The following is a 26,531-nucleotide window of genomic DNA, read 5'->3' as shown; positions in this document are numbered from 1 at the left end:
ATCCTATATTCTCTTATATTTATCATATCAAATTGAAATTATGAAACATCGTATTCCTTTCTTTCTGAATTATCTATTAATATTCTCTTTATTTTTTTCCTGTAAAATTGGTCCAGATCCCGAACAGGAATTGGAAACAATTGAAGATGAAGTCGAAATACTTCCGCCGGGAGAATTATATGGAGAGCTATTCTATGATGTACAAACAAAAGAGATTTTTGAAGACAGCAAAACTTTTGTGGATGTGGTTCCGGAATATAATGTGGGCCTGATAAGGCAACGCTATAATATGCTAAATGATACCACCACAGAAGGTATCACAGATTTTGTTGAACAGCATTTTAGTGTTCCCGGAAACGATTTTGAATTTGAAACCGATTCTTCTTCCATTAATTCTCATATAAAAAACCTTTGGCAGGTGCTTAAGCGTCCGGCAGATGAAAGAATTTCCGGAACTTTACTTCCCTTGCCAAATCCATATATTGTTCCGGGAGGCAGGTTCCGGGAAATTTATTATTGGGATAGTTATTTTACGATGCTTGGATTACAGGAAGATGAAGAAATAGAAACTATTCAGAATATGGTAGATAATTTTGCTTACCTGATTAACGAATACGGCTTTATTCCAAATGGAAACAGGACTTACTATTTAGGAAGATCACAGCCGCCCTTTTTTGCTATGATGGTGCAGGTACTTGCAGCATCTAAAGGAAAACCGGTTTACGCCAAATATTTGCCTGAATTGGAGAGGGAATATAATTTCTGGATGGATGGAGCTTCACAGCTCAATCAGGAAAAAAAGCATAGACGAGTGGTCAAAATGCCGGATGGTGAAATTTTAAACAGGTATTGGGATGATAATGCTACGCCGAGACCGGAGAGTTACCGGGAAGATGTAGCAACCGCAGAAAGTGCAATAGCAGATAATCCTGAACTTACCAAAGAAGAAGTATATAGAAATCTTAGAGCCGGAGCAGAATCTGGCTGGGATTTTTCCAGTAGATGGTTAAATAAGAATGAAGCAGGTGAATTTGACCTTTCAAGTATTCATACGACTCATATTGTACCTGTAGACCTTAATTCTTTAATGTACAATCTGGAAAATACTATTGCAAAAGCGGCCGAAATTATCGGAGATTCTGAGAAATCAGAAAAGTTTAATCAGAAAGCTCAAAGCAGAAAAAATGCGATTTTAAAATATCATTGGAATAATGAAAAAGGATATTTTATGGACTATAACTTTAAAAAGGCCGAGCAAACCGAGCGTTTATCTCTGGCAGGTGTCTATCCCCTTTTCTTTGAGATCGCAAGTGAGCAACAGTCCAATTTAGTTTCAGAGAAAATTGAAGAGGTTTTCCTAAAATCTGGCGGAGTGGTAACCACACCTTATAATACGGGACAGCAATGGGATGCTCCCAATGGCTGGGCTCCTTTACAGTGGCTTACTATCAAGGGGCTTCAAAATTATAATAAGAATAAACTAGCTGAAAAAATAAGTTCACGGTGGCTGAAACTAAATAAGGATGTTTATGGTAGAACATATAAGATGCTGGAAAAATATAATGTAGAAGATCTTACCAAAGAAAGTGGAGGAGGAGAGTACCCCACTCAGGATGGCTTTGGATGGACCAATGGGGTATATCAAAAATTGTCTTCGGAAGAATAGAATATGGAAAATATAAAATTATATATTGAGTACACGGCCCGGATTATTGAAGTTGGCGGCGTGCTTACTATTTTAGTGGGAACTATCTTAGCGCTGGGTAAATTCCTTTTATCTACGCAAAAAGGAAAACAGCGTTCGTATAAATTACTGCGTCAGGAATTGGGAAAAGGCATTCTTTTAGGCCTGGAAATTCTTGTAGCTGCAGATATTATTGCAACAGTAGTGACAGAGCCAACCATGGATAAAGTGCTAACACTGGGAGTTATTGTATTGATAAGGACATTTTTGAGCATGTCTATAGAGCTGGAAATAGAAGGGAAATTTCCATGGCAGCGCCAGGCTTCAGAAAACAAGCTTGATAAAAATGCTTAGAAATTACCTGATAAAATCTGAAATAAAATAGGCGATGGCTTTTCCAACCTGTGCTTCATTTTCGTCTTTAGGCGCGGCTTCGCAGATATGGAAATAACTGCAGTTTTTATTTTCAGAAGCAACTTTTATAAAGCTCCTTATATCGTTAACTGTAAACCCTGCAGGTGATTTAGCGCTACTTGGAAAATCTGAAATCGAATCACAGTCCAGTTCCAGTCCGAATTTTGACTGACCTGCGATCTCTATACTTTTCTCAAGTTTTTTAATCGCTTCTTCCGGGTGCTCTAAAATATCTTCAGCCAGATGATACAGAAAATTCTCTGAAGCATCCATTTCTTCAAAAATATATTCAGGAGTATAGTTTTTGTGTAATCCAAAGACGGTATATTTTCGCAAAAACTGTCCTTCGATAGCATAACTAAATCCATTTCCGCTATGCCGGTGTTCAAGTTGTCTAAGATCTGTATGCGCATCGATATTGATCACATTTATAGGGGTATTTAAAGCTTTGGCTGCACCTTTAATGTTCCCGTAAGCATTGTTATGCCCGCCACCAATAATGATAGGGATTTTGTTTCCTGAAATTATTTTCTCAATAAGTGTTGCTACTTTAAGATCGATCTCTTTAACAATATCGCCGAGTTTTGCGTGATAATTAGGATCTTCTTCATCAATACTGGAAGCTTTATCCATCCAGTGCCTGCAATCTAAATGCCCTAATAGAATTAAGTTGTCGGGATCATTAAATCTGTTAATCTGGATATTAACTAAAGACTTCAATGCGGTTTTCCATGCATTTGAAGTTCCGGGTTTCCCGAAATTAGCTCTTACACCAACATCTTCCGGAATGCCAAATATGACATATTTTGCTGCCAAATATTCCAGCTCATCCAGGCTACTAACAAACTGAAGGTTTTCTCCAAACTTCCGCTCTCCATTGCGCTTATTAACTAAATGCTTTATATCTTTTTTGCTATAAAATTGAAAACCTTGCATATCAGATCTTTTTTCCGTTGATATAAACAGATTCTATAGAATTTGTTCCAAAAGCATAAGGTAAAAAAGTATAAGATGGGATCTCTTTAGTGATGATGAAATTTGCCATTTTTCCTTTGGTAATACTCCCGTGCGTTTCGCTTAATTCCATTGCATAGGCTCCATTGATAGTGGCTGCATTGATAGCTTCTTCCGGGGTCATTTTCATTTTGATGCAGGCAAGTGAAACTACCAGGTTCATGTTCCCGCTTGGAGTACTTCCAGGATTAAAATCGGTGGCTAGTGCCAGTGGTAGTTCAGCATCCAAAATCTTTCTGGCGGGTGTATAGGGGATACTTAGAAACAGAGAGCAGGAGGGAAGTGCTACAGGCATCGTTTTGGTTCCCTTTAAAACTTCTATATCCTCGTCTGTCATTATCTCTAAATGATCTACACTTAGTGCTTCATACTCAACCCCGGTTTTTACACCTCCAATGGAATTAAACTGATTGACATGAATTTTAGGTTTTAAGCCGTATTCTTTCGCTGCAGAAAGCAATCTTTGAGTGTCTTTTATGCTGAAATAACCTTTCTCACAAAAGATATCGATGTATTCTGCCAGACCTTCTTTCGCAACTTTAGGGAGTATTTTATCAATCACCAGATCCATATAAGCATCGGGATCATGCTTATAATTCTTTGGTATAGCATGTGCTCCCAAAAAAGTAGACTTTACCGGCAGATTATAATTTTCTTTAAGTTTCCTGATAACTCTAAGTATTTTAAGTTCAGCTTCTTCGGTAAGTCCGTAGCCAGATTTTATCTCTACAGCCCCGGTTCCAAGTTTCATGACTTCTTCAAGTCTTTTCGCCGACTGTTCGTAAACTTCATCTTCGGGAGTTTCCTGAAGTGTTTTTGCGCTATTTAAAATTCCACCGCCCCGATTTGCAATTTCTTCATAGCTCAATCCATTAATACGATCTGCGAATTCCTGCTCGCGATTACCAGCATATACAATATGCGTGTGAGAATCACACCAGGTAGGCAATACGATCTTTCCGGTTGCATCTATTGTTTCATCGGCATTTATTTTAGGTATACTTTCCATAGTCCCAAAATCAACGATTTTGTCATTTTTTATTAGCAACCATGCATTCTTTATCGTAGGAAGTTCTTTCATTTCGCTTCCTGAAACTTTAAGAATATTTTGTTCTCTAACCTGTAGTAATTCTTTGATATTGGTTAGTAATAAGCTCATATATTTTCTGGATTGATCGTTCAACAAATGCTAAAAAAAACAAAGATATAAACTCATCTTAGAATAAATGTGTTCTTAATATATCTTTAAATGAAAAGCCACTTATCTTTTATTTCGAGATAAGTGGCTTCGTAAATTTCAAAGTCTGATTAAAAATTCATTGAGATCCTGAAATAAGTTCAGGATGACCTAATATTAGTAGCTAGAGTGTGAATTCTGCTAATAATTTCTGAACTTCATAAATATCTACTTTCTTATTAAAACGCTTAGAAATTGATGGAGTTTGCTCTCCAGATATCCAAATCTTCAATTCGGCATCCAGATCAAAACTTCCGGCGGTTTCAACACTAAATCTGGTAATGCTTTTATATAGAATCGAAAAATACTCAATTTTACTACCCGTAATTCCCTGGACATCTACCAGAATAAGCCGTTTATTCGTAAAAATAAAGGTATCCCTGATAATCTTGAATCCTGCCTGGATCTCTTCAGAAGGAATTAATAATTTTCCATATTTCTCCTGAAGTGTATCTTTTTCGATTGCTCCGGCATTTCCTAATAATGAAGAAAGAATACTCATATTAGTTCTTTATAGATTTCATGTCGATCACAAATCTATACTTTACATCAGATTTTACAACCCTGTCAAAAGCATCGTTGATATTCTGAATATCGATTATTTCAATATCAGACACAATATCATGCTCTCCACAGAAATCCAGCATTTCCTGGGTTTCTTTAATTCCTCCAATCAAAGAACCAGCAAGTCTTTTTCTACCCATGATCAATCCTCCACCGTGAATATCTACCTCATCAATAGCTCCTACTAAAGTCATCGTTGCATCTCGTTTCAGTAACCCAACATAAGGATTAGTGTCGTGACCTACGGGAACGGTATTCAGGATAAAGTCAAAAGTTCCCTGGTGTTTTTTCATCTCATCCTCATTCTTGGAAATAAGAACTTCGTCTGCACCCAATCTCTTGGCATCGTCAGCTTTTCCAGGTGAAGTGGTGATCATTACTACATGAGCTCCAAGTGCATTGGCAAATTTAACACCCATGTGGCCAAGACCTCCAAGGCCAACTACTCCAACCTTGTCCCCCTTTTTTACATTCCATTGTCGCAATGGAGACCAGGTTGTGATCCCTGCACAAAGTAAAGGAGCAACGGCTTTCGTATCCAGGTTTTCAGGAACTTTAAGTACAAATTTTTCTTTTACCACGATCAATTCAGAATAACCTCCAAATGTGTGGCCTCCAAGGTGTTTATCCTTACTATTATAGGTTGCGGTCATCCCATTCTCACAATATTGCTCCAAATCATCCTTACAGGATTGGCATTCCTGGCAGGAATCTACCATACAGCCAACTCCAACAAGATCTCCTTTTTTGTAGTTTTTCACGTCTTTTCCAACCTCGGTCACTCGGCCAATAATTTCATGTCCGGGAACCACTGGATAATTGCTGTTTCCCCAATCATTTCTTACCTGGTGAATATCACTATGGCAAACTCCGCAATAGTCAATTTCGATCTTTACATCATCGGCTAAAATCTCTCTTCTCTCAATATCAAACGGCTCCAAACTGGCATCATTTGATTTCGCCGCATATGCATTTACATTCTTCATTTGTTCAATTTTTTATTTAAACTGAAAGGTACCGAAAAATCAAGTGAACACCAGAGTTAGGGGGTAAGGTTTAACTTTAATTAACTTCTGTTTTCATTCTCCCATTCAGAATTGCTGGTAAAACTGGATTTATAAGAATTCTTAGTACATTAGGGCTCAATTTTCTTAAAAAGAGTTTATGAGCAAGACCAAAGGAATCAACACAATTTGCACGCATATAGGAGAACTGGAAGACAAGGAATTTAAGGGGGCAGTGTCCCCATTATATATGTCTACTTCTTATGCTTTTGAAGAGGTTGAAACAAAACGATATCCAAGATATTTCAATACCCCCAACCAGGTAGCCCTGGCTAGAAAAATGACAGCTTTAGAGCATGGTGAAGCTTCTTTAATATTTGGAAGCGGAATGGCAGCAGTGAGTACATCCTTAATGGCTTTTTTAAAGGCTGGTGATCATGTGGTGTTTCAGGATTCGCTTTATGGTGGCACCAGTAATCTGGCAACTGAAGAATTTGATAAATTTGGAATTGAATATAGCTTTGCAAAAGATGCTAAAGCAGATTCCTTAAAAGCTGAAATAAAGGAAAATACAAAGGTGATCTATATAGAAACACCTTCGAATCCGTTGCTGCGCATCACAGATATGGAGGCAGTTGCGAAACTGGCAAAAGAGCACGGACTGGTAAGTATGATAGATAATACCTTTGCCTCACCGGTAAATCAAAATCCGATAGATTTTGGAATTGATGTAGTGATACACTCGGCTACAAAATATATGGGGGGGCATAGTGATATTCTCGCGGGTACCGTTATTTCTTCCGAAGAAAACATTGAGCGAATTTTCCAGATGGCCAAGAATTTTGGTGGCAGTTTGAGCGATTATACGGTCTGGTTATTAGAACGAAGTATTAAAACCATGGGGATTAGAGTGAAAGCTCAAAATGAAAATGCCATGAAACTTGCTGAATTTTTAAATTCTCATGCTGATGTTTCCAATGTTTATTATCCGGGATTAAAAGATCATCCAGATCATGAATTAGCAAAAAAGCAAATGAAAGGATTTGGCGGAATGCTGTCTTTTGAATTAGATGAAAAGCTTAACGCTTCCCAGTTTATGAAAGCGCTTCAGCTAATAAAACCATCGATGAGTCTTGCGGGTGTAGAGAGTACAATTTTACTTCCATCTAAAACCTCACATGGATTGTTAAGTGAAGAAGGAAGAAAAAAACAAGGCATAAAAGATAATTTATTGAGATTTTCAGTAGGGATTGAAGAGGCTGAAGATCTGATAGAAGATCTTACTCAGGCAATAAATAAAACAAAGTAAGAATTAGAAAATAGATATATGATATTAGATATACTGGCAGTGGGAGCACATCCAGATGATGTGGAACTAAGCTGCTCAGGAACGATAGCTAAGGAAGTAGATCGTGGAAAAAAAGTAGGTATACTGGATCTGACCAGGGGAGAACTGGGTACAAGGGGTTCCGCAGAAATAAGAGATGAAGAGGCTAAAGCAGCAGCAGAAATTTTAGGCGTAAAAATGCGTCACAATTTGGAATTTAGTGATGCTTTCTTTGAAAATAATACCGCTCATAAACTGGAGATCATCAAAATTATTAGAAAATACAAACCTGAAATTGTTCTTTGCAATGCTGTTGAAGACCGGCATATAGATCATGGAAAAGGAGCAAAATTAGTTAGTGAGGCTTGTTTTCTAAGTGGTTTGCCTAAAATTGAAACGATCATGAATGGGAACAAACAGGCGGCGTGGAGGCCAAAGCATGTATACCATTATATACAATGGAAAAATCTTCAGCCTGATTTTGTGGTGGATATTTCGGGATATTTAGATAAAAAACTGGAATCTGTTTTAGCGTATCGTTCGCAGTTTTTTGATGAGAATAGCAAGGAGCCACAAACACCAATTTCAAGCAGTAACTTTCTGGATAGCATTACTTACCGGGCGCAGGATATGGGGAGACTTATTAATACAGAACATGCTGAAGGTTTTAATGTGGAACGAAATGTTGCGGTAGATTCTATATTCGATCTTATTTAATTGAAAAAAAATCTTTGCGAAATAGTTGAAATAACTTACATTTGCATCCGCTAATCAAATGGTGGTTGTAGCTCAGCTGGTTAGAGCGCCGGATTGTGGTTCCGGAGGTCGCCGGTTCGAAACCGGTCTTCCACCCTTAAGCAAAGCTTCTCAGAAATGGGAAGCTTTTTTTGTGGAAAATTTTCAAATTTCCATCATTGAAATCCTATTTTTACCAAAATCATTTCCGCATGAATTCCAGAGAAGACCAGCTAAAAGCATTTGATAGGTTATTGACCATCATGGATGAACTGAGGGAGCAGTGCCCCTGGGATAGAAAACAAACCATGGAGTCCTTAAGACATCTTACCATTGAAGAGACCTATGAGCTGGGCGATGCGATCCTTGATAAGGACATGCAGGAAATCAAAAAAGAGCTGGGTGACGTGCTTTTACATCTTGTCTTTTACTCGAAAATAGGAAGTGAAACCAATGATTTTGATATTGCCGATGTCGCGAATTCCATTTGTGATAAGTTAATAGACAGGCATCCGCACATTTATGGCGATGTTGAGGTCGCTAATGAAGAGGATGTAAAACGCAACTGGGAAAACCTTAAACTTAAAGAAGGTAAAAAAAGCGTGTTGGAAGGCGTTCCAAAATCATTGCCATCCATTGTAAAGGCGAATCGAATTCAGGATAAAGTCGCGGGAGTGGGTTTTGACTGGGAAGAACCACAACAGGTTTTTGATAAACTAAAGGAAGAGCTGGAGGAACTGCAACATGAAGTACAGGAGGACAATCAGGATGAAATTGAGGCTGAATTTGGCGATGTTCTCTTTTCTATGATCAATTATGCCCGTTTTCTTAATGTAAACCCGGAAAACGCCTTAGAGCGTACTAATAAAAAGTTTATTAAACGATTTCAGTACCTTGAAGGGAAGGCTAGAGAAAATAATAAAGCTTTGAAAGATATGACGCTGGCTGAAATGGATGTTTTCTGGAACGAGGCTAAAAAGCAATGATCAGGCAGTAAAAATGAAAAATTTATCCTGAATCTCTAGAGAACTGAAATTCAGATTTTTTCTGATCCACTCTAAGCTCTCGATGCTGTAGAAAATCACATGAGTTTTATCATCTTTATAGTGCCAGTTCTGAAAATCTATAGTATCACTCCAAATCCCGGTCTTACAATATAATTTACCCCCTGGTTTTAGTATAGAGTATAATAGTTCAAATTCTTTATAGGGATTTTGAAAGTGTTCTATCACTTCACAACAAATAATAAAATCAAACGTAGTATCCAGCACTTTTTTATTGGGCTGAAAATAGGGATCGTAAAGTTTAATTTGAAAACCAGATTTTTTTAATTCAGAAGTAATCACAGGTCCGGTGCCGCAGCCAAAGTCAAGTCCATTTGAACTTGGACTAAAATCTGATTTTATCTGTTCAATTACAGGTTTCACAAAATGTATATATCCGGGATCATTTACATCGTTGTTGTGAAGAATATACCTGGATTTTTCTGCTTGTGGAGAAAGATGATTTTCTGGAGAAAGCAAAACTGCCTTACAATCTATACATTGCACATATTCCCGGTCTTTAATAACTTCGAAATACTGGGTGGCACAATTGCATAAACTGCAAGGCATATTTTTTTATTTAATAAAGCGACTTGATTTTTTCAAGTTTTTCCTTCCATACTTCAAGATCAGCCTTATGGTTCGCTATATTTTTATGAACCTCCTTTACTAAAGGATTATCATCATCAACATTCGAGAAAAACTGAAGATTATTTTCCAGCTGTCTAATTTCAGCTTTGGTTTCCTGGATCTTCTTGGTTAAGAAATAGTGTTCATTCCTAATTCTCTTGTCATCGTCTGCATCATCCAGTGCCTGAACCTTATTCTCATATTTCATCATTTCAGCTTTAGTATTGTCAATATCCATTTTATTGAATAATTGATCTAAAGCCTTATTGAATTTACCTTCGATAAAACGTTTGTTATAAGGAACCTTTCCAATTTCTTTCCAGGCGTTTATTTGCTCTTTGATCTTTGCAAGATCCTCTTTTTTGGTTCCTGAAAGTTCTATCGCCTTCACTTTGTCAAGAATCGCTTTTTTCTTTTCAAAAGCTTCAACTTCTTCTTTGTTGTCTTCGTTTCTTTGAGCGTGTAACCTGTCAAAATAGTCGTTACAGGCTTTTTTGAATTGCTTCCATACTTTGTCACTATCCTTTCTTGGAACATGACCAATCTTTTTCCAGTCTGCCTGAATTTTCTTCATTAAAGGAGTAACAGTTTTAAAATCGTCACTATCCTTATTGTCTTCAGCTATCTTGATAAGTTCTTTTTTCTTCTCAAGGTTGTCATACTGCGCTTTTTTCAGGTTCTTATAAAAAGCATTCTTATTGCGATTAAAACGGCGTACATTTTCCTTAAAAGCCGTCCAGGTATCCTGATTTTTAGTTCTGGGCACTTTACCGGCATTAAAAAACTCTTCACGTAAAGCTTCGATCTCCTTTATCTTTTGCTGCCACTTGTTATGATTATCAAAGTCATTATCTGCTATTGCTTTAATCTTTTCAATGATCTCCTGCTTACGCTCCCAGTTTTTCTCATAATGTTCGTCCAGATTATTGAAATATTCCTGTCTTTTATCATGAATATTCTTAGTAGCTGTACTAAACCTTTCCCATATGTCTTCTCGATATTCTTTTGCAACCGGCCCAAGCTCTTCTTTCCACATTTTATGGAGCATCTGTAATTCCCGAAAAGCCCGGTTCACATCATTTTCCTGAAGAAGTTCTTCAGCCCGATCTATCACCTTTAATTTTTGCTCAAGGTTATGTTTGAAATCCATATCCCTGAATTCCCTGTTCAGATGAAGGAAATCATAGAAATTCTCTACGTGATGGTGATAGGTATTCCATACGTTATTGTAACGATCTCTTGGAATAGGCCCAGCTGTACGCCATTTATCCTGAATTTCCTTGAAATGGTTATACGTGGTATTGATGTTTTCTTCTACGCCCAATAGTCCCTTTAATTCCTCAATTAGTTCCAGGCGTTTATGAAGGTTCTCATTCAGGTCTTTCTTCAGGCGCTTATAATAATTATTACGTTGCTCTTTATAGTCAAAATACAAAGAATTGAAACGTTTTTTTAATGGAGTGGAGTAGTGGAAGTCTATGATGTTCCCACCATCAGCAAGAAAATCTTCTTTTTTCTCTTCCATTTCCTCATCGAACTTCGCATTGAATTCTGCGCGAATTTCAGCAACATGTTCTTTGATCGCCTGTATTTTCTCATTCTTTAGAAGTCTCTCCAGCTCGTCGGCCAGTGCTTCTTTATTCATAGAATGATAATCTTTTTTGGCAATATCGTGACGTTCGTTAGCACTCTCATCTTCACTATCTTCTGCTACGGCGCTATCCATATCTTCTTCATGATTGCCAGAAGACTTCTTGTTTTCTTCTACAACGGCGTCTCCCAGGTCGCTATCGCCCTCATCATCATCGTTTTCTTCAGATTTCTTTGCTCTGGATTCAGATTCTGAAATCATTGCATCTTCATGATCTGTAGACTCCGAAAGTTTCTCTTTAGGTTTCTCTTTCTTTTCAGATTTCTCACCCTTAAATTCCGGTTCTTTGAAAAACGGATTTTCAACATCCTCGGTCTCTTCCATATGGGTATAAGGGTCTTCATCCGGGTTTTTCTTCTCTTTGGAAATTTTATTTGAAGTTGCCTTACCTGTAGCCGACTCCTGCAGCATTGCATCTTCATGATCTGTAGATTCCGCTGCAGTTTTATCTGAAGAAATCTCTTCAGACTCTTCTGTTTTTAGGTTGTCCCCGGGTTTATCACGCGCTTCCTCATTACTTTCCTGTGAAGGATCTGCTTCACGCGTTTTGCCGCTCTTATTCTTTTCTAGATCTTCGGGGAAAGGTTTTTCTTGCTGTTATCATTTTCTTGCTGTGACATATCTTTCAATGTTAAGGTTCCTCATAGTCTATTAATTCTGAAAGATAACAACTCCCCTAAAAATGGACAAGGGATTGGTTTTATTTATGAGAATGAAATAAGGTAATTATTGCACTTATCGCGAATTCCATATTTGCCAGGATTTTTCTGCCTGTTGCTCGAGCATAGCAAGTCCGTTGATTGTTTTCGCTCCTTTTTCAGCGGCGAGTTGCATTAGTTTTGTCTGCGACGGATTATAGATAAGGTCAAAAACGAGATGTTTTTCTGAAAGAAATTCAAATGGAATATTCGGATATTTTTCAATATTAGGAGAAGTACCCAGCGGGGTGCAGTTAATAATAAGAGTATGAGAATTCAGTACGTTCGTAGTTAAAGCTGAATAAGAAAATTGGTTGTTTTCTGGATCCCTTGATACAAATTCAGTTTGAATATCCAGTAGATCGAGTGCATACGCAATCGCTTTTGACGCTCCTCCGGTTCCTAGAATTAATGCATTTTTATGGTGTGCTCCCAGGTGTGGTTTTATAGATTGCATAAATCCCCAGTAGTCTGTATTATATCCACACAAACTGCCATCTTTTTCAAATTTAATGGTGTTTACCGCTTTAATTTTTTCGGCGTGAGCATCAAGATGATCCAGATAGGGGATAATGGTTTCTTTATAAGGAATGGTGACATTAAACCCTGAAGCAATGTTGTTCTGTGATATTTCAGGAAAATTTTTGATAGACGGAATATCGAAATTCCTGTATTCGGCATCTATACTTTCTTTTTTGAATTTTTCGGAAAAATATTTTCTGGAGAAAGAGTAGTCTATATCTTTCCCTATTAAACCAAAGATTCTCATGATTTTAAATTTCTGTTTTCATACCAGGCAAGACCGAGTACGATAAAAATTCCGACTATTATAAATAGGAAAGCAAGCCAGGTTTCTGGAGTATATAGCTCTGGCCAGTACCTGTCATAATTATCAATTATTTGATGCCCCTCCCTGTCTATAAGCGTTTCGCCTAATTCATTCACTTTATAAATCTTCTCTTTCCAGGGCCATACCACGCCAAGAGAACCAGTGATGAATCCAATTATTACGGCAAAAGTTTCTTTCTTTCTTTTCTTTAGAACATAGCCAAGCAGGTGTGATAAAGATACGAGACCTGCCAGCGAGCCTGCTGCGAAAACAATTAAAACCCGAAGCATACGCAGTCTTTCTGCGTCTCCTGTAAAACTGAAATCTAATAAAATAATTTCAGCAATAGTATCATATAGAGCGTTAACAGAATCAACTAATAATAGTACGTAGTTCCCAAGAAGGATGAGGATAAAACTACCTGAAAGCCCGGGAAGGGTCATTCCTGAAACGCTAATCATTCCACATATAAATACAAACCAGAGATTATCGTTCTCTCTAGCCGGTTCCAAAAAGCTAATGGCAATTCCTCCAAAAATTCCTAAAACTGCAAAAAGAATAGAGTTTTTGTCCCATTCATCAAAATCCCTGCTTATATAGTAAATAGAACCGATGATCATTCCGAAAAAACCAGACCAGACATACAATTCATAATGAACAATTAGATAGTCCAGGATTTTTGAAACACTGAAATAGCTAATAAGCATACCCAAAATCAACAGACTCAAAAACTTACCGTTGATATACTGATACAGACTTTTAAATCTCCCTGAGATAAGAAGTTTAAATGCTTTTAAATTTACTTTTTGGAGGGAATAAATAAACTCTTCATAAAAACCTGCAACGAACGCTACCACACCACCAGAGACTCCCGGAACTTTATTCGCGGCCCCCATGGCAAGACCCTTCAAAACTAAAAGGATCTTATCGGTAAACGTTCTAGTTTGCTGCATCGGCAGATTCTGGATTTTGGTTGGCTACCAGTTCTAGAACAATAATAAGCAAAAACCCGGCAAGCATTAAAAGTATGGCCCATAAGGTTTGAGGATCTCCACTAAAATTCCAGGGCAGGACAGAAGCTTCTTTCAGAACAATTTCCTTGTCTCCATAAATAGCGGTTTCCAAGGTTTCTTTCCACGGCCATATTTTATTGAGCGAACCGGCAATAAATCCAGTTAGTACCGCCAATGTAATATTACTATAATGAACAAAAAGCCATTTTAAAATTCGGGAAAATGTAAGCAAACCAAATATTGCCCCAACTCCTACAATGGCTAAGGTTTTAATATCAAAATCGTGCGCAGCTTCGGTAATAGATTTGTATGCCCCTAAGAGTACGAGTATAAAAGCACCGGAGATTCCAGGCAATATCATCGCACAAACTGCAATAGCCCCGGCAAAAAATAAAAAAAGAGAACTTGAACTGGCAGATAGAGGAGGAAGGCTCACAATATAAAAAGCGACTGCGGCACCCAGAACAAGTGCGGTAATTAGTTTAAAATTCCATTTGGGTACTTGCTTGGCAACAAACCAGATACTGGCAAGTACAAGCCCAAAGAAAAAAGACCATATTAGAACGGGATGTGCATCCAGCAAATAATTGGCAAGACGCATTAAACTCACAAGACTAATTAGAATTCCTGCAAAAAGAGCCAGAATAAAATTCCCATTCATCTCTTTCCACATTGCTGAAAAACCGTCTTCTTTCCAGGTAGATAACAGGGATGGTTTTATTCCACTAATAGTAGAAATCAATTCTTCATATATTCCTGAAATAAATGCGATAGTCCCGCCAGAAACTCCGGGTACTACATCTGCGGCTCCCATGGCCATTCCTTTTAGAGTAACCTTAAGGTAGTCCAAAAAACTTCGCTGCATCTTATTTTTTTATCAATTTGCCCAAAGGTAGCAAAATAACTAAGAGAGCTTAACGAAGGAATTTATAATTTGTTTGACGCTTTTTCGATCAAAGATATTAGGGAAAAGTTCCTCAATAATAATGTAGTATTCTGAATCTATTTTTAAAGCATTGTTAAGGTGAAAATAGCCTTTTTCACCTTTGTTCGTTGAAAAGAATAAACCAGAAAGGCGATACTCAATTTCCGCAGAGCCATTATAGAATTCCAGAGCCTGTAACATGCTTGTTATTGCAGTTTCGTACTCACCAAGCCCAATAAGAATATCACAACGTCTTATCCAGGTCTCTAATTCATAGTTTCCTAGTTCCAGGCTTTTTTTGTAACCCTGCTCTGCTTCTTCATAGAAATTAAGCCTGCTATTGATTTTAGCATAACGTTTCCAGTAAAGCACATTTTCTTCATCAATATTAATTGCTTTATTTATATAATAAAGTGCCTTCTGGAAATTAAGTTTTTTGATATAGAAATCGGTGATCGCAATCCATCCTTTATCTAATAAGGGATCTTCATGAACGGTTTGCTTATAGTTTTTTAAAGCGAGATCATCACAGTCTAATTTTTCAAAACATTTACCTATTCTTAGATAAGCAAACGAAGTTGGATCGTCTAATCCTAACGTGATATTGTAGTTTTCTATAGCTTCATTATAACGCTTAAGTTTTTCTAGTACCTTCCCTTTTTCAAGGTAGGCTCCTACAAACCTGTCGTCACTTATAATGGCAAAATCAAATGCTGCCAGTGCTTTATTGTAGTCTTTAAGATCAAAGTATTGCTTACCTACCTGGTGCCATGCAACCTCACAATAAGGATGTTTGTTCAGGTAGAGGTTTAAATATTCTATAGCTTCTGTCTTTTGTTCAAGAAAATCAAAACAGTACATTACATTATATAATGCAGAATAATCATCTTCGTCTGCCTCCAGACATTTCATAAAATTATATTTTGCATTCTCAAAATCCTCGAGAAATAGATATTCCATACCTATCAGGGAAAATATTTCGGCATCTTCCAGCGTGATCTCTAAAGCAGCCTGCAGCATTTTTATGGCTTCAGTATGCATATCTCTCTTAGAACAGATTTGGGCTTTTTGAATATAAATCTCTTCATTGGAAGATTCCAGTTCTTTCAGCTCGTTTAAAATTCCATCTGCAAGATCCAGCTTATCTTCAAAAACCAGTATTTCTACTTTAAACAGCTTTAAATTCACTGAAGTAGGGTGTTGAGCAAGACCCATTTTTACTGCCTTTTTGGCAAGCGAAATCTTACCATTTTCGAGATAATGATGGATAATATTTTCAAACTCGTTTGAATCGAAGAACAAAACATCATTTGTTTTAAGCATGGATTCAAAGCGAGTAAGTGAGAAATTATCTTCTTCGTTATGGCTTAGCTGCATAAGAGAGTGATTAAGGGATTTCTACTGTACTAAAGTTAAAAATGATTGAAGGTGTTTTTGGGGAAATGTTACATTGTTGTTAACAAAATAATTAACACCCGGTAACCTCATACTTTAATTTCATCAAGTATGTCAACAATAATGCCACATCCTTTCATAATTTCCTCATTAGAAATGGTTAAGGGTGGAGTAAGTCGTACTGCACGCTTTTCAAACAATAACCAGAAAAGAATTAGTTGTTTTTCTTTAGCTCTTAGAATAAGTAAATCGGCAATTTCGGCAGAATCCATGATGAGTGCCAACATTAATCCTTTACCTCTAATTTCTTTGATTAAAGGATGCTGTAAGTTTTTTCTGAATAATTTTTCTTTCTTTAGGCTCTCTGCCATAAGATCAGATTCAGTGATTTCTTTCAAAGTGGCCAATGCCGCCGCCGCTATTAATGGATTTCCGCCAAAGGTAGTAATGTGTCCCAGTTTTGGATTATCGCTTAGAAGATCCATCAACTCACTGGAAGCTGAAAATGCTCCAATGGGAAGGCCGCCACCCATTCCTTTTCCAAGTGCAACAATGTCAGGCACTACATTAAAATTCTCAAAACCGAAAAGTTTACCAGTACGTCCAAATCCAGGCTGGATTTCATCTAAGATTAATAGGGCTCCTACCTCTTCGCAACGATTTTTAACCTTCTCAAGATAATTGTCTTCCGGCATTATAAAACCCGCACCACCCTGAATAGTTTCCAAAATAACTGCTGCAGTTTTAGAAGTGATATTGTTTAAATCTGCTATTTTATTAAATTTAATAAATGAAATATCACCTAAAAGAGGTCTAAAGGGTTTCACCCGTTCTTCAAGATCCATAAGACTTAGCGAGCCCATGGTATTTCCATGATAAGCATTTTTGGCAGCGATAATTTCAGTTCTTCCTGTTGCTCTTCTGGCTAGCTTCATGGCACCTTCAATAGCTTCGGTTCCAGAATTAACCAGATAAGTTTTATTAAGTGAATCTGGTAAATGTTTTGCGAGCAGTTTAGCCAGGTCTATGGCAGGTTTTTGGGCATATTCTCCGTAGACCATTACATGCAGGTACTTTTCAGCCTGTGTCTTAATGGCAGAAACTACTTTAGAATGTGAATGGCCAAGACTACAGGCAGAAACACCGGCGACAAAATCGAGATGTCTTTTTCCATCTGTAGTGATTATATAAGCTCCTTTAGCATGAGAAACCTCCAATGCGAGTGGGTGAGGGGTTGTTTGCGCCTGATATTTAATGAAATCCTCCTTCAATTTAATTTTCTTTTTTATTCAGAATGACTTGAAGGGAATCAGTTTTTTTAGAGGTCTCAATTTTAAGAGAATCCTGAATGCCCTGTGATTTGAATTTTAAGGTATCCATTTTTCTGTTTTTTAAAACTTCAGGTTTAAGTCTGGAATTTTTATCCAGTAATAGATCATCTTCTTCTCTCTCGTCAAAGAATTCATCTGGTTCGTCAGGTAATGGGATTCCTTTAATCCTGGTTAATTCTGGTTCTGGCTGTCCTTCAAATAAACCTTCTTTTGAAAGTATTCGTTCTTCACCGCGCCAGTTAAAGCCTTGTAACTTCCTGGCATTTGGAGGGAAATCGGCTTCCGGAGTTAGATTTCCGTCTACCTGATTATAATAGTAAATATCCTCTATTTGCTGGTCTACGAAAAGAATTTTGATAGAACTTGCCAGGGTTTTATTTATTCCTATTAATTCATTCTCGCTATTGCGCATATAATTTAAGGTCTCCGTATTTTTATCTATTACTACTTCATAGAGCTCATTTTCCTGGAAATAACCTGTAAGTATTTTCCCTTTTAATTGGTTATAACCTTCTATGCTATCTTTCTGAATAAGAAAAGCATTGTCGAAAACCAGCAATGAATCCAGTTGTTCTGTTCTGGGATTGCTTTGAAGATGAATACTATCTCCAGTCATTTGATTTTCGGCAGACCATAAGACTGGTTTTCCATTTCCTCTACTGCTTAGATTAATTAGCTTTGTTAAACCTGATTGCTGATCTGAGTAAATAGAATCACTTCTCCCACTCATCGTATTTTCTCCGGTAGGATCTTCTTTAAAAATTCTGGCGTCGTAAAAACCTCTGATTACCCTTTTTTCAGGTTTCCCCGTGATCATGATCGTATCGCTATGTATAAATAAGGTATCACGTTCCTGTAGACTTGCAGCAAGTGCTTTTTTAGTTATAAAAACCGAATCTTTATCCCGGTAAACTTCAGCATAGTGACCACTAACCCTGCTATCATTTATGGTGTCAATCACTCTAATATTATTTGTAGCTGAAGCAAAACTATTCTTTCTATTAAAGTAAAGACTATCTCCTTTTAGGATTCTATTGTCATAATTGATCTGAGAATTTTTTACGAAATACCCGTTATCTGCCCTTGTATCATAAAAACCTCTTTCACAATAAACGGTGCTGGTTTCACTTTCTATGGTAGATGGGCCATAGAGATAGGCGTGACCGTTTTCAGAATAAAAATCCAGTTGCTCAGAGTTGATCTTATATTCCGGGTTCGTGACCACAACCTCGTTCACAAAACTGTATTTATCTTCTTCCATGAAATACCTTCCAATAATACTCGTAAGCACACTGGCTGTATCTGTGACTTTTCCACCACTTCTATAATATGCCTGTTGTTTCACTCTGTCGAAGAAAAGACTATCGGTTTCAAGCGTTGTTTGCGGTCTTTTCATTTTAACCTTGCCACTGGCAAATGCAAATTCGGTATTTCCATTATATTCAGCATAATTGCTGGTCATGCTTACACTATCACCCTGTTGCATACGAATATTTCCATAGGCTTTAAAGAAATTCGCTTCTTTGTAGAAGACAGCATTATCGCACCAAACTTCAATTCCGTCGTGGTCAAAATAAACCTGGTTATCTACTTTGCTTAAAATAAGAGCTCCAGGGTATCGTTGTTCGTTCTTTAGTGTTCGATCTGAATCATAATTTATTTCCTGATTCTTCTGAGAAAAGGAAATCAGGGTATAGAGTAGGAATATCGCAGTAAGAGAAAATAATTTAGACAAGTTGTTTTTTTTCAAAAGTAAGTAAAATCCTAAAGATGAATTTATTTTAGGTTGAATCGAAATAATAAACTTTGGAAGGAAAAATTAACTTAATAAAAGGCTAAAAAACATGATGGATTCCTAAAGCTTTCTAAAATTTGAGGTATTTAAGATAAACTTAACTCTTCCTTCCAAACCAAATCCTGTTTTCGTTCGTAAGTTTCGGTAGAAAACTAAAATTTTAATTATGAAAAAACCCTTAGTGAAGGTTGATGTGGTTGACGCATCTTCCAAAAGTTCGAAGAATAACTCGCGTAGGAAGTTCATTAAACTAAGCGGACTCGGTATTGCCGGTTCCAGCTTTTTACTGTACGGATGTAGCGAAGATGATATGTTTGATCCAGGTGGTGATCAAGGAGGAAATCCTATGGAGCCAGAAGAGCCGGAAGAACCACAGGAACCAGAAGCATTTGATTTAGGTCCTGGAAATTTAGGAATTCTAAATTATGCGTATGCTCTAGAACAACTAGAAGCTGAATTTTATACCAGAATGACTGCAGGTGCTTATTATATGGGTCTAGCCGATGATTCTGATGAAAAACAAATTCTTGAAGATACCTGGTATCACGAGGTAATTCACAGAGAGTTTTTTAGAACAGCGATTACTGCGGCAGCTCCAGATGGGATATTACCAGATTTAGAATTTGATTTTAGCTCAGTGAATTTTGATGACAGACAGTCTGTATTAGACACAGCTTTATTACTTGAAGATACAGGTGTTTCCGCATATAATGGTGCAGGAAAGTTAATTGATGTAGATGCAGAATTGGGCGGTACGTATTTATTACTAGCCGGGAAAATAGTTTCTGTAGAAGCAAGACATGCTTCTGCTTTTGCAGATCTTGCTTTGGGTACACCAACGGCATTTGCTAGAGATGAAGTCTTAGTATCGATTGAAGGTGTTGGACCTGCTTTTGACAAAGCAACTCCTCCAGCAGATGTACTTGCAGCCGCCGGTGGATTTATTACCACTGAGTTTACTGCGAACCAATTGCCTACTGAGTAATTAACTAACATTAAAAAACATATAATATGAGTTTTATAAAAATATTAGATAAAATGTCTAACGGTGCTTCCTTTGACGAGAAGGCATCGCGTAGAGACGTTTTTAAACAGTTTAAATCCTTTGGTAAGGGAGCTGCAATGGCTTCTATTCCTTTCGGTTTAGCTGGTATGAGTAAATCTACTAAAGCTGCTAATGCTGCATTTACAACTACTATGCAGGCATCACCAACTGATGTATTAAATTTTGCCTTGACTTTGGAATATCTTGAAAAAGAATTTTATAACATAGGTTTGGATACTGATGGTTTGATTCCTGCTGAAGACAGAGATGTTTTCGGATTGATTTCCAAGCATGAAGATGATCATGTTGCTTTCTTATTAGCCGCTCTTGGAGATGATGCTGTAGAGAAACCAACGTTCGATTTTACAGGCGGTCCTGGAGGTCTAAATTTAGATACTTTTGAGAATTATCAAACTTTTCTGGCGTTATCGCAAGGATTTGAAGATACCGGAGTTCGTGCATATAAAGGACAGGCTGGTGCTCTAGCAAATAATAATACTTTGTTGGATTATGCGTTGCAAATCCATTCTGTGGAAGCAAGACATGCTTCTAAAGTAAGAAGAATGAGAGGACAAAAAGGATGGGTAACATCCGGTGATGCGTCTAGCCAAGGCTTGCCAGGAGCTTTTGATCCAATTTATGGAGGTGAAACACCAGAATCAAACCTTGTACAGGGAGGTGTAGATCTTTCTGGAATGTTTGAGGACTTTGGTGGTGATCAAGCTATACAGGAAGCATTTGATGAGCCATTAACAATGGATGAAGTTTTAGCCATTGGTGGTTTCTTTATCGTATCAGATGAAGGATAAGATTTAATTCTATAATGAATTACAAAAAAAGGCTGCCATTTGGCAGCCTTTTTTTGTATAGATAATTTTACCTTATCTGTTGATCGTCTGTTTTCTATCAGGTCCCACAGAAACGACTGTAATAGGTGTTTCCAATTCTTTCTCAAGAAAATCCACATAGTCGTTAAACTCTTTTGGTAAAGAAGAAGCATCGGTCATTTTGGTAAGATCCTCTTTCCATCCTTTTACTTCTGTGTAAATAGGTTCTATATTTTCAGGTTCTATATTATATGGAAGATGGGTGATTTCTTCACCTTTATATTTGTACGCAGTACATACTTTTAAGGTTTCAAAACCACTAAGTACATCACCTTTCATCATGATAAGCTGAGTAATCCCATTTACCTGCACTGCATATTTCAAGGCGACAAGGTCTAACCAGCCGCAACGTCTTTTTCTTCCGGTGGTTGCTCCAAATTCATTGCCAACTTTACCCATTCTTTCTCCTACATCGTCAAAAAGTTCTGTAGGGAATGGTCCGCTACCAACTCTCGTGGTGTAGGCTTTAAAAATTCCGAATGCTTCCCCAATTTCTCTTGGAGCAACACCCAGACCGGTACATGCACCTGCAGCAGTTGTATTAGATGAGGTCACAAAGGGATAGGTTCCAAAATCGATATCAAGCAGAGATCCCTGAGCTCCTTCCGCAAGAATACTTTTCCCGGACTTCATTGCCTGGTGGAGGTATTCTTCACTATCAATAAAAGTTAGTTCCTTGAGTGTTTTTACAGCGGTACAGAATTCTTTCTCTAATTCTTTTAGATCATATTGAATATCTACATCATAGAAAGCGATCATTTTCTCATGCTTATCTGCAAGAGCACGGTATCTTTCTTTCCAGTCTTCCAGTTCAAGATCACCCACACGCAAACCATTTCTCCCGGTTTTATCCATATAAGTTGGTCCAATTCCTTTAAGGGTAGAGCCAATTTTCGCTTTCCCTTTAGATGCTTCAGAAGCTGCATCCAGAAGTCGGTGGGTAGGAAGTATTAAATGTGCCTTTCTCGAAATTACGAGTTTGGATTTATAATCGATATTATGCTTCGCAAGATTATCCAGCTCCTTCTTAAAGATTACAGGATCTATTACCACGCCATTACCTACCAGGTTGATGCTGTCATCATGAAATATTCCTGAAGGGATCGTGTGTAAAACATGCTTTTGTCCATCAAACTCGAGAGTATGTCCTGCATTGGGGCCACCTTGAAAACGTGCAATAATATCGTATTTGGAGGTAAGAACGTCAACTATTTTTCCTTTTCCTTCATCCCCCCATTGAAGACCTAGTAGTAAATCTACTGCCATGAATTTCTAAACTTAATTGGTTGATTTTTTGTTTCCGTAGAAATATAAAGAATGCTTGTTGATCTCTATATCAAAAACTTCTTCTATAGTTTGTTTAATACTCTGTATCCTTGGATCACAGAATTCTATAACTTCCCCGGTATCTGTAAGTATGATATGATCGTGCTGGCGGTCAAAATATGATTTTTCATATTGAGCCTGATTCTGGCCAAACTGATGCTTTCTAACCAATCCGCACTCTAATAACAATTCTATGGTATTGTATAAAGTGGCTCGACTCACTCGATATTTTTTGTTCTTCATTTTAATATAAAGAGACTCGATATCGAAATGATCGTCTGAATTATAGATCTCCTGAAGAATAGCAAAACGCTCCGGTGTCTTACGATGCCCTTTGTCTTCAAGATACTTGGTGAAAACGTTTTTAACGACCGCCTGATCGTTTTTATTTACGACTTTTTTACTCATAATTTGCTTTGCAAAGGTAAAAGTTTATTCACGGCTAACCTTGTCTATCCCGTTAATTTTTTTCAGTCTCTGTATGATGGTATTCAGGATATTATTATTCTTTACAACCAACGTAATCCTTCCGCTAAAAACTCCATCTGAACTATCAAAATTCAAATTCCTCATGTTTACGTGCATATTGCTGGAAATTTCTTTAGTAATTTCACTAACGAGCCCCAAATTATCTATTCCCTGTAGTTTAATAACCGCTTTAAAATCCTGTTGTGAACTATCTATCCATTTTGCCTGAATGATTCTGTATGCATAATTGCTCTGAAGTTGTAAAGCATTTGGACAGTCCTTTTTGTGAACTTTAATTCCATCATTCACCGAGATAAACCCAAATACGTTATCGCCGGGAATGGGATTGCAGCAATTAGATAATTTATATTCAAGCTTTTCCTCTTCTTTTCCAAAAACCAGATGATCATACTTCGCGGTGATTTCATCTTTATTCAAATCTGATGCGACCTGAGGTTTCTTAATCTTATTTTTAAAATAGCTTACAAGAGAGTTGCTTCTTGAAGATGCAAAATCTTTTAGCATCTGGTTGTCTATCTTTCCTATTCCAACCCTGTAGAAGAGGTCCAGACTTGTCTTTAGATTGAAAAATACCACCAGCTCATTGATAGATTTTTCGTTAAACTGAATCTTTTGAGCCTTTAGTTTTCTCGCAAGAACTGCTTTTCCTTCTTCGGCAATTTCTTTTTTCTCGTCTTTTAGGGATGATTTTATCTTCGCCCTTGCCCTTGCCGTATTGGCATAATCCAGCCAGTTGATATTGGGTTTAGCATTATCTGAAGTGATAATTTCTACCTGGTCCCCGCTTTTGAGCTCATGGCTTAATGGCACAAGCTTGCTGTTAACCCTGGACCCTCTGGTGTGAAGTCCTATTTCTGTATGAATACTAAAAGCGAAATCCAACGGGGTAGATCCTTTAGGTAAAGATTTTAAATCACCCTGAGGTGTGAAAACAAAGATCTCTTTGGAATAAAGGTTTAGTTTGAATTGTTCTACAAAGTCCACAGCATTTACTTCTGAACTTTCCAATACTTCCTGTAAACGTGTAACCCATTCTTCAAAACCTCTCTCTTCCTTGTCGTCTCCCTGTTTGTATTTATAATGAGCTGCATATCCTTTTTCAGCGATCTCATTCATTCGTTCACTCCTTATCTGGACTTCCACCCAGCGTCCCTTAGGCCCCATTACAGTTATATGCAATGCTTCATAGCCGGTAGATTTTGGAGAAGAGATCCAGTCTCTTAAACGGGTAGGATTGGGTCTGAAGTGATCTGTAACTATAGAGTATATTTTCCACGCAAGAAATTTTTCCTGCGAGGGTTCACTTTCATAAATTATTCGAATCGCGAACTTATCGTAGATCTCGTCAAAATTAATATTTTGGGCTTTGATCTTTTTATTGATGGAATAAATGGATTTTGGTCTTCCTTTGATCTCATAATCTAGTTTTTCCTTGTCCAGAGAATCCTGAATAATCTTACTGAATTCCTTTATATAAAGGTCCTGTTCTTCTTTACTTTCTTTAATTTTAGTAAGTATATCACTGTAAACTTCCGGTTCAGTATACTTCAATCCAAGATCTTCCAGTTCGGTTTTTATATTATACAAACCAATTCTATGTGCAAGGGGAGCGTATATGTAAAGTGTTTCTGAAGCGATTTTGATCTGCTTGTCAGGTCGCATTGCATCCATGGTTTGCATATTATGGAGCCTGTCTGCGATTTTAATAATGATCACCCTTACATCATCATTTAGTGTAAGCAACATTTTTCTAAAGTTTTCAGCCTGGAGGGATACATCTTTATCCTTTTTAAGACTGGAAATTTTAGTGAGACCGTCTACGATCTTGGCCACGGTTTCTCCAAAGGTCTTTTCCAGATCTTTGAGGGTGTACTGGGTGTCTTCAACTACATCGTGCAGCAATGCTGCGGCTATAGAAGTGGCATCCAGACCAATTTCTGAGGCTACGATCTTTGCTACGGCAATAGGATGAAAAATATAAGCTTCGCCAGACTTTCTTCGCTGATCTTTATGGGCATCTACTGCCATATCAAAAGCTGTACGAATAAGTTTTTTATCCTCGTCTGTCAGGGTTTGATAGCTTATACGCAGCAGTTCTTTGTACTGCCTTGCAATCTGTTTATTTTCTTTAACAATAGCCTCCTCTGTCATAGGTTAAAAATACAATTAAGATTAAAAGGAAACAACTAATTCCCAGCTTTCAAATTGCGATATCGCTGTAGTAGACTGGGATGAGAGTAATGTACAAAAATATAGGCTTTATGTGGAGTTAAATTACTCAATGTGTTTTTTGATAATTTCTTTAGACTGGAAATAAGAGAATTACCATTATAAGTGGTTTTTGCAAAATTATCTGCCTGGTATTCAAATTTTCTGGAAATGTAATTCATTATAAGTCCGGTGATTTCTGAAATAGGACTATATAAAATTCCGAAGGCCACAAGGCCAATATGAAAACTGGGTTGAGTAACGCCAAGGGCCTCAGATAAAGTGGGATTTCCAACAAATAAAGATAGTAACCATAATGTAAAACCCGTTGTCAAAACCGAAACTACCAGATTAACGACAATATGATTCTTTTTATAATGACCAACTTCATGTGCAAGTACGGCAACGATCTCTTCTTCTTCCAGGTCATTAATTAGGGTGTCATAAAGGGTAATCCTTTTTTCGCTTCCAAAACCCGAAAAATAGGCATTTGCTTTGGTACTTCTTTTAGAACCATCGATCACAAATATATTGTCAAGTTTGAACCCTACACTCCGGGCATAATCTTCGATTCTGGACCTTAAAGAACCGTTTTTTAACGGGGTTTGTTTGTTAAATAGCGGTACAATAAGTTTTGCATAGAACATATTCATAAAAACTGAAAAAACCGCCACTAAAATCCAGGCGTACCACCAGAAATCACTTTCAGCGAATTGATAGAACCAAACAATTAAAGCAAGAATTCCACCTCCAATAATTGCCGTCATCGCCAGGCCTTTTATCTTGTCAAGAAAGAAAGTTGCTTTCGTGGTTTTGTTGAAGCCATATTTATCTTCTATTACAAACGTACTGTACCATGAGAATGGTGTCATTAATAAATCGCTTCCCAGCATGATGATCCCAAAGAAAATAAGCGGCACGATAATGGAATTATCAGAGACACTTCGGGCAATTTCATCAACATAAGCAAAACCGTCAAAAATGATAAAACCAAGAGTTAATAGCACTGAAAATGTGGAGCTGATCATTGCAAATTTGAATCGTTCCTTTTTATAACGTTGGGACTTTTCATATTCCTCGGGATCATAAACGTCCTCTAACTCTTCTGGAATGGGATCATCAAAATGTTTTGCATTGAGGGCATCAAGGATTTTGTCTATGATAAAATCTATAATAATAATCCCGATGATAATATAAAATAAGCTTTCTGAATTCAAGTTTCGTAGTTTGAAATTTATAATTTTATGAGATTCTGAAACAAGTTCAGAATGAAGTTATTCCTTACCA

Annotated in this window: 23 protein-coding genes and 1 tRNA gene; 8 read left to right on the top strand and 16 right to left on the bottom strand. The window is 37.3% G+C overall.

Translation table 11 applies throughout. The features are described from left to right. The first annotated feature begins 40 nt into the window (after positions 1–40). Positions 41–1,666, top strand: coding sequence for an alpha,alpha-trehalase TreF (treF, locus tag BLT95_RS05635; protein ID WP_089665151.1), 1,626 nt, complete (start codon positions 41–43; stop codon positions 1,664–1,666). A gap of 3 nt (positions 1,667–1,669) precedes the next feature. Then, positions 1,670–2,038, top strand: coding sequence for a DUF1622 domain-containing protein (locus tag BLT95_RS05630; RefSeq protein WP_089665150.1), 369 nt, complete (start codon positions 1,670–1,672; stop codon positions 2,036–2,038). 3 nt (positions 2,039–2,041) lie between these two features. On the opposite strand, the gene BLT95_RS05625 is transcribed toward BLT95_RS05630, so the two are convergent. The 4 genes from BLT95_RS05625 to BLT95_RS05610 all read right to left on the bottom strand — a co-directional run bounded on the left by BLT95_RS05625 (position 2,042) and on the right by BLT95_RS05610 (position 5,899). Further along, positions 2,042–3,034 (bottom strand): formimidoylglutamase, encoded by a 993-nt coding sequence (locus BLT95_RS05625; RefSeq protein WP_089665149.1) that lies wholly within the window; start codon positions 3,032–3,034, stop codon positions 2,042–2,044. Between the two features lies 1 nt (position 3,035). Beyond that, the gene (hutI, locus tag BLT95_RS05620; RefSeq protein WP_089665148.1) at positions 3,036–4,271 is read right to left on the bottom strand and encodes an imidazolonepropionase; all 1,236 of its coding nucleotides are present in this window, start codon (positions 4,269–4,271) and stop codon (positions 3,036–3,038) included. Positions 4,272–4,473: 202 nt separating this feature from the next. Further along, positions 4,474–4,851 (bottom strand): PH domain-containing protein, encoded by a 378-nt coding sequence (locus BLT95_RS05615; RefSeq protein ID WP_089665147.1) that lies wholly within the window; start codon positions 4,849–4,851, stop codon positions 4,474–4,476. A gap of 1 nt (position 4,852) precedes the next feature. Next, positions 4,853–5,899, bottom strand: coding sequence for an NAD(P)-dependent alcohol dehydrogenase (locus BLT95_RS05610; protein ID WP_089665146.1), 1,047 nt, complete (start codon positions 5,897–5,899; stop codon positions 4,853–4,855). Positions 5,900–6,077: 178 nt separating this feature from the next. On the opposite strand from BLT95_RS05610, the gene BLT95_RS05605 reads away from it, so the two are divergent. From BLT95_RS05605 to mazG, 4 genes are all read left to right on the top strand, one after another. Further along, positions 6,078–7,226 carry a PLP-dependent aspartate aminotransferase family protein gene (locus BLT95_RS05605; protein WP_089665145.1) on the top strand — a complete coding sequence of 383 codons (1,149 nt, stop codon included), beginning with the start codon at positions 6,078–6,080 and terminating at the stop codon, positions 7,224–7,226. Between the two features lie 18 nt (positions 7,227–7,244). After that, entirely contained in the window at positions 7,245–7,961 is a 717-nt protein-coding gene (bshB1, locus tag BLT95_RS05600; protein ID WP_089665144.1) for a bacillithiol biosynthesis deacetylase BshB1, read from the top strand. A gap of 60 nt (positions 7,962–8,021) precedes the next feature. Continuing rightward, positions 8,022–8,097, top strand: a tRNA-His gene (locus BLT95_RS05595). A gap of 94 nt (positions 8,098–8,191) precedes the next feature. Then, a complete protein-coding gene (gene mazG, locus BLT95_RS05590) occupies positions 8,192–8,965 on the top strand; it encodes a nucleoside triphosphate pyrophosphohydrolase (protein ID WP_089665143.1) in 774 nt (257 codons plus the stop codon). On the opposite strand, the gene BLT95_RS05585 is transcribed toward mazG, so the two are convergent. The 8 genes from BLT95_RS05585 to BLT95_RS05550 all read right to left on the bottom strand — a co-directional run bounded on the left by BLT95_RS05585 (position 8,966) and on the right by BLT95_RS05550 (position 19,229). Continuing rightward, positions 8,966–9,592, bottom strand: coding sequence for a class I SAM-dependent methyltransferase (locus BLT95_RS05585; protein ID WP_089665142.1), 627 nt, complete (start codon positions 9,590–9,592; stop codon positions 8,966–8,968). It abuts the gene before it with no gap. A gap of 10 nt (positions 9,593–9,602) precedes the next feature. Continuing rightward, complete coding sequence (locus tag BLT95_RS05580; RefSeq protein WP_172822570.1) at positions 9,603–11,714, bottom strand: DUF349 domain-containing protein; 2,112 nt, start codon at positions 11,712–11,714, stop codon at positions 9,603–9,605. A gap of 324 nt (positions 11,715–12,038) precedes the next feature. Further along, complete coding sequence (locus BLT95_RS05575; RefSeq protein ID WP_089665141.1) at positions 12,039–12,770, bottom strand: shikimate dehydrogenase; 732 nt, start codon at positions 12,768–12,770, stop codon at positions 12,039–12,041. Then, positions 12,767–13,783, bottom strand: coding sequence for a DUF368 domain-containing protein (locus BLT95_RS05570; protein ID WP_089665140.1), 1,017 nt, complete (start codon positions 13,781–13,783; stop codon positions 12,767–12,769). The genes BLT95_RS05575 and BLT95_RS05570 overlap by 4 nt, the downstream gene beginning before the upstream one ends. Continuing rightward, the gene (locus BLT95_RS05565; RefSeq protein WP_089665139.1) at positions 13,770–14,708 is read right to left on the bottom strand and encodes a DUF368 domain-containing protein; all 939 of its coding nucleotides are present in this window, start codon (positions 14,706–14,708) and stop codon (positions 13,770–13,772) included. The genes BLT95_RS05570 and BLT95_RS05565 overlap by 14 nt, the downstream gene beginning before the upstream one ends. Positions 14,709–14,747: 39 nt before the next feature. Further along, positions 14,748–16,145, bottom strand: a complete 1,398-nt coding sequence (locus tag BLT95_RS05560) for a tetratricopeptide repeat protein (protein WP_089665138.1) — start codon at positions 16,143–16,145, stop codon at positions 14,748–14,750. 107 nt (positions 16,146–16,252) lie between these two features. Continuing rightward, positions 16,253–17,434, bottom strand: coding sequence for an aspartate aminotransferase family protein (locus BLT95_RS05555; RefSeq protein WP_089665137.1), 1,182 nt, complete (start codon positions 17,432–17,434; stop codon positions 16,253–16,255). Between the two features lies 1 nt (position 17,435). After that, positions 17,436–19,229: an OstA-like protein gene (locus BLT95_RS05550; RefSeq protein ID WP_231896416.1), complete on the bottom strand. Its 1,794-nt coding sequence runs from the start codon at positions 19,227–19,229 to the stop codon at positions 17,436–17,438. A gap of 226 nt (positions 19,230–19,455) precedes the next feature. Here BLT95_RS05550 and BLT95_RS05545 point away from each other — a divergent pair, with 226 nt between their 5' ends. Together BLT95_RS05545 and BLT95_RS05540 are read left to right on the top strand one after the other, a co-directional pair. Then, on the top strand, positions 19,456–20,274 hold the full coding sequence (locus BLT95_RS05545) for a ferritin-like domain-containing protein (RefSeq protein ID WP_089665135.1): 819 nt from the start codon (positions 19,456–19,458) through the stop codon (positions 20,272–20,274). A gap of 26 nt (positions 20,275–20,300) precedes the next feature. Next, positions 20,301–21,143 (top strand): ferritin-like domain-containing protein, encoded by an 843-nt coding sequence (locus tag BLT95_RS05540; protein ID WP_089665134.1) that lies wholly within the window; start codon positions 20,301–20,303, stop codon positions 21,141–21,143. 72 nt (positions 21,144–21,215) lie between these two features. On the opposite strand, the gene BLT95_RS05535 is transcribed toward BLT95_RS05540, so the two are convergent. Genes BLT95_RS05535 through BLT95_RS05520 form a run of 4 tightly spaced genes read right to left on the bottom strand, consistent with a single transcriptional unit; the run spans position 21,216 to position 26,461 of the window. Beyond that, complete coding sequence (locus BLT95_RS05535) at positions 21,216–22,487, bottom strand: adenylosuccinate synthase (protein WP_089665133.1); 1,272 nt, start codon at positions 22,485–22,487, stop codon at positions 21,216–21,218. A 12-nt stretch (positions 22,488–22,499) separates the two neighbouring features. Then, positions 22,500–22,955 (bottom strand): transcriptional repressor, encoded by a 456-nt coding sequence (locus tag BLT95_RS05530; RefSeq protein ID WP_089665132.1) that lies wholly within the window; start codon positions 22,953–22,955, stop codon positions 22,500–22,502. A 24-nt stretch (positions 22,956–22,979) separates the two neighbouring features. Next, entirely contained in the window at positions 22,980–25,187 is a 2,208-nt protein-coding gene (locus BLT95_RS05525) for a bifunctional (p)ppGpp synthetase/guanosine-3',5'-bis(diphosphate) 3'-pyrophosphohydrolase (protein WP_089665131.1), read from the bottom strand. Positions 25,188–25,222: 35 nt separating this feature from the next. Beyond that, complete coding sequence (locus tag BLT95_RS05520; RefSeq protein ID WP_089665130.1) at positions 25,223–26,461, bottom strand: M48 family metallopeptidase; 1,239 nt, start codon at positions 26,459–26,461, stop codon at positions 25,223–25,225. Positions 26,462–26,531 lie beyond the last annotated feature (70 nt).

This window comes from Gramella sp. MAR_2010_147 (genome assembly GCF_900105135.1).
In the GTDB taxonomy this organism is placed as follows: Bacteria; Bacteroidota; Bacteroidia; order Flavobacteriales; family Flavobacteriaceae; genus Christiangramia.
This window is presented reverse-complemented; position numbering and strand designations above follow the sequence as displayed.

What these genes read in the sequence shown, in the direction of transcription:
- treF (WP_089665151.1), top strand. Translation starts at nt 41, where the DNA reads ATGAAACATCGTATTCCTTTCTTTCTGAATTATCTATTAATATTCTCT.
- BLT95_RS05630 (WP_089665150.1), top strand. Translation starts at nt 1,670, where the DNA reads ATGGAAAATATAAAATTATATATTGAGTACACGGCCCGGATTATTGAA.
- BLT95_RS05625 (WP_089665149.1), bottom strand. Translation starts at nt 3,034, where the DNA reads ATGCAAGGTTTTCAATTTTATAGCAAAAAAGATATAAAGCATTTAGTT.
- hutI (WP_089665148.1), bottom strand. Translation starts at nt 4,271, where the DNA reads ATGAGCTTATTACTAACCAATATCAAAGAATTACTACAGGTTAGAGAA.
- BLT95_RS05615 (WP_089665147.1), bottom strand. Translation starts at nt 4,851, where the DNA reads ATGAGTATTCTTTCTTCATTATTAGGAAATGCCGGAGCAATCGAAAAA.
- BLT95_RS05610 (WP_089665146.1), bottom strand. Translation starts at nt 5,899, where the DNA reads ATGAAGAATGTAAATGCATATGCGGCGAAATCAAATGATGCCAGTTTG.
- BLT95_RS05605 (WP_089665145.1), top strand. Translation starts at nt 6,078, where the DNA reads ATGAGCAAGACCAAAGGAATCAACACAATTTGCACGCATATAGGAGAA.
- bshB1 (WP_089665144.1), top strand. Translation starts at nt 7,245, where the DNA reads ATGATATTAGATATACTGGCAGTGGGAGCACATCCAGATGATGTGGAA.
- mazG (WP_089665143.1), top strand. Translation starts at nt 8,192, where the DNA reads ATGAATTCCAGAGAAGACCAGCTAAAAGCATTTGATAGGTTATTGACC.
- BLT95_RS05585 (WP_089665142.1), bottom strand. Translation starts at nt 9,592, where the DNA reads ATGCCTTGCAGTTTATGCAATTGTGCCACCCAGTATTTCGAAGTTATT.
- BLT95_RS05580 (WP_172822570.1), bottom strand. Translation starts at nt 11,714, where the DNA reads ATGCTGCAGGAGTCGGCTACAGGTAAGGCAACTTCAAATAAAATTTCC.
- BLT95_RS05575 (WP_089665141.1), bottom strand. Translation starts at nt 12,770, where the DNA reads ATGAGAATCTTTGGTTTAATAGGGAAAGATATAGACTACTCTTTCTCC.
- BLT95_RS05570 (WP_089665140.1), bottom strand. Translation starts at nt 13,783, where the DNA reads ATGCAGCAAACTAGAACGTTTACCGATAAGATCCTTTTAGTTTTGAAG.
- BLT95_RS05565 (WP_089665139.1), bottom strand. Translation starts at nt 14,708, where the DNA reads ATGCAGCGAAGTTTTTTGGACTACCTTAAGGTTACTCTAAAAGGAATG.
- BLT95_RS05560 (WP_089665138.1), bottom strand. Translation starts at nt 16,145, where the DNA reads ATGCAGCTAAGCCATAACGAAGAAGATAATTTCTCACTTACTCGCTTT.
- BLT95_RS05545 (WP_089665135.1), top strand. Translation starts at nt 19,456, where the DNA reads ATGAAAAAACCCTTAGTGAAGGTTGATGTGGTTGACGCATCTTCCAAA.
- BLT95_RS05540 (WP_089665134.1), top strand. Translation starts at nt 20,301, where the DNA reads ATGAGTTTTATAAAAATATTAGATAAAATGTCTAACGGTGCTTCCTTT.
- BLT95_RS05535 (WP_089665133.1), bottom strand. Translation starts at nt 22,487, where the DNA reads ATGGCAGTAGATTTACTACTAGGTCTTCAATGGGGGGATGAAGGAAAA.
- BLT95_RS05530 (WP_089665132.1), bottom strand. Translation starts at nt 22,955, where the DNA reads ATGAGTAAAAAAGTCGTAAATAAAAACGATCAGGCGGTCGTTAAAAAC.
- BLT95_RS05525 (WP_089665131.1), bottom strand. Translation starts at nt 25,187, where the DNA reads ATGACAGAGGAGGCTATTGTTAAAGAAAATAAACAGATTGCAAGGCAG.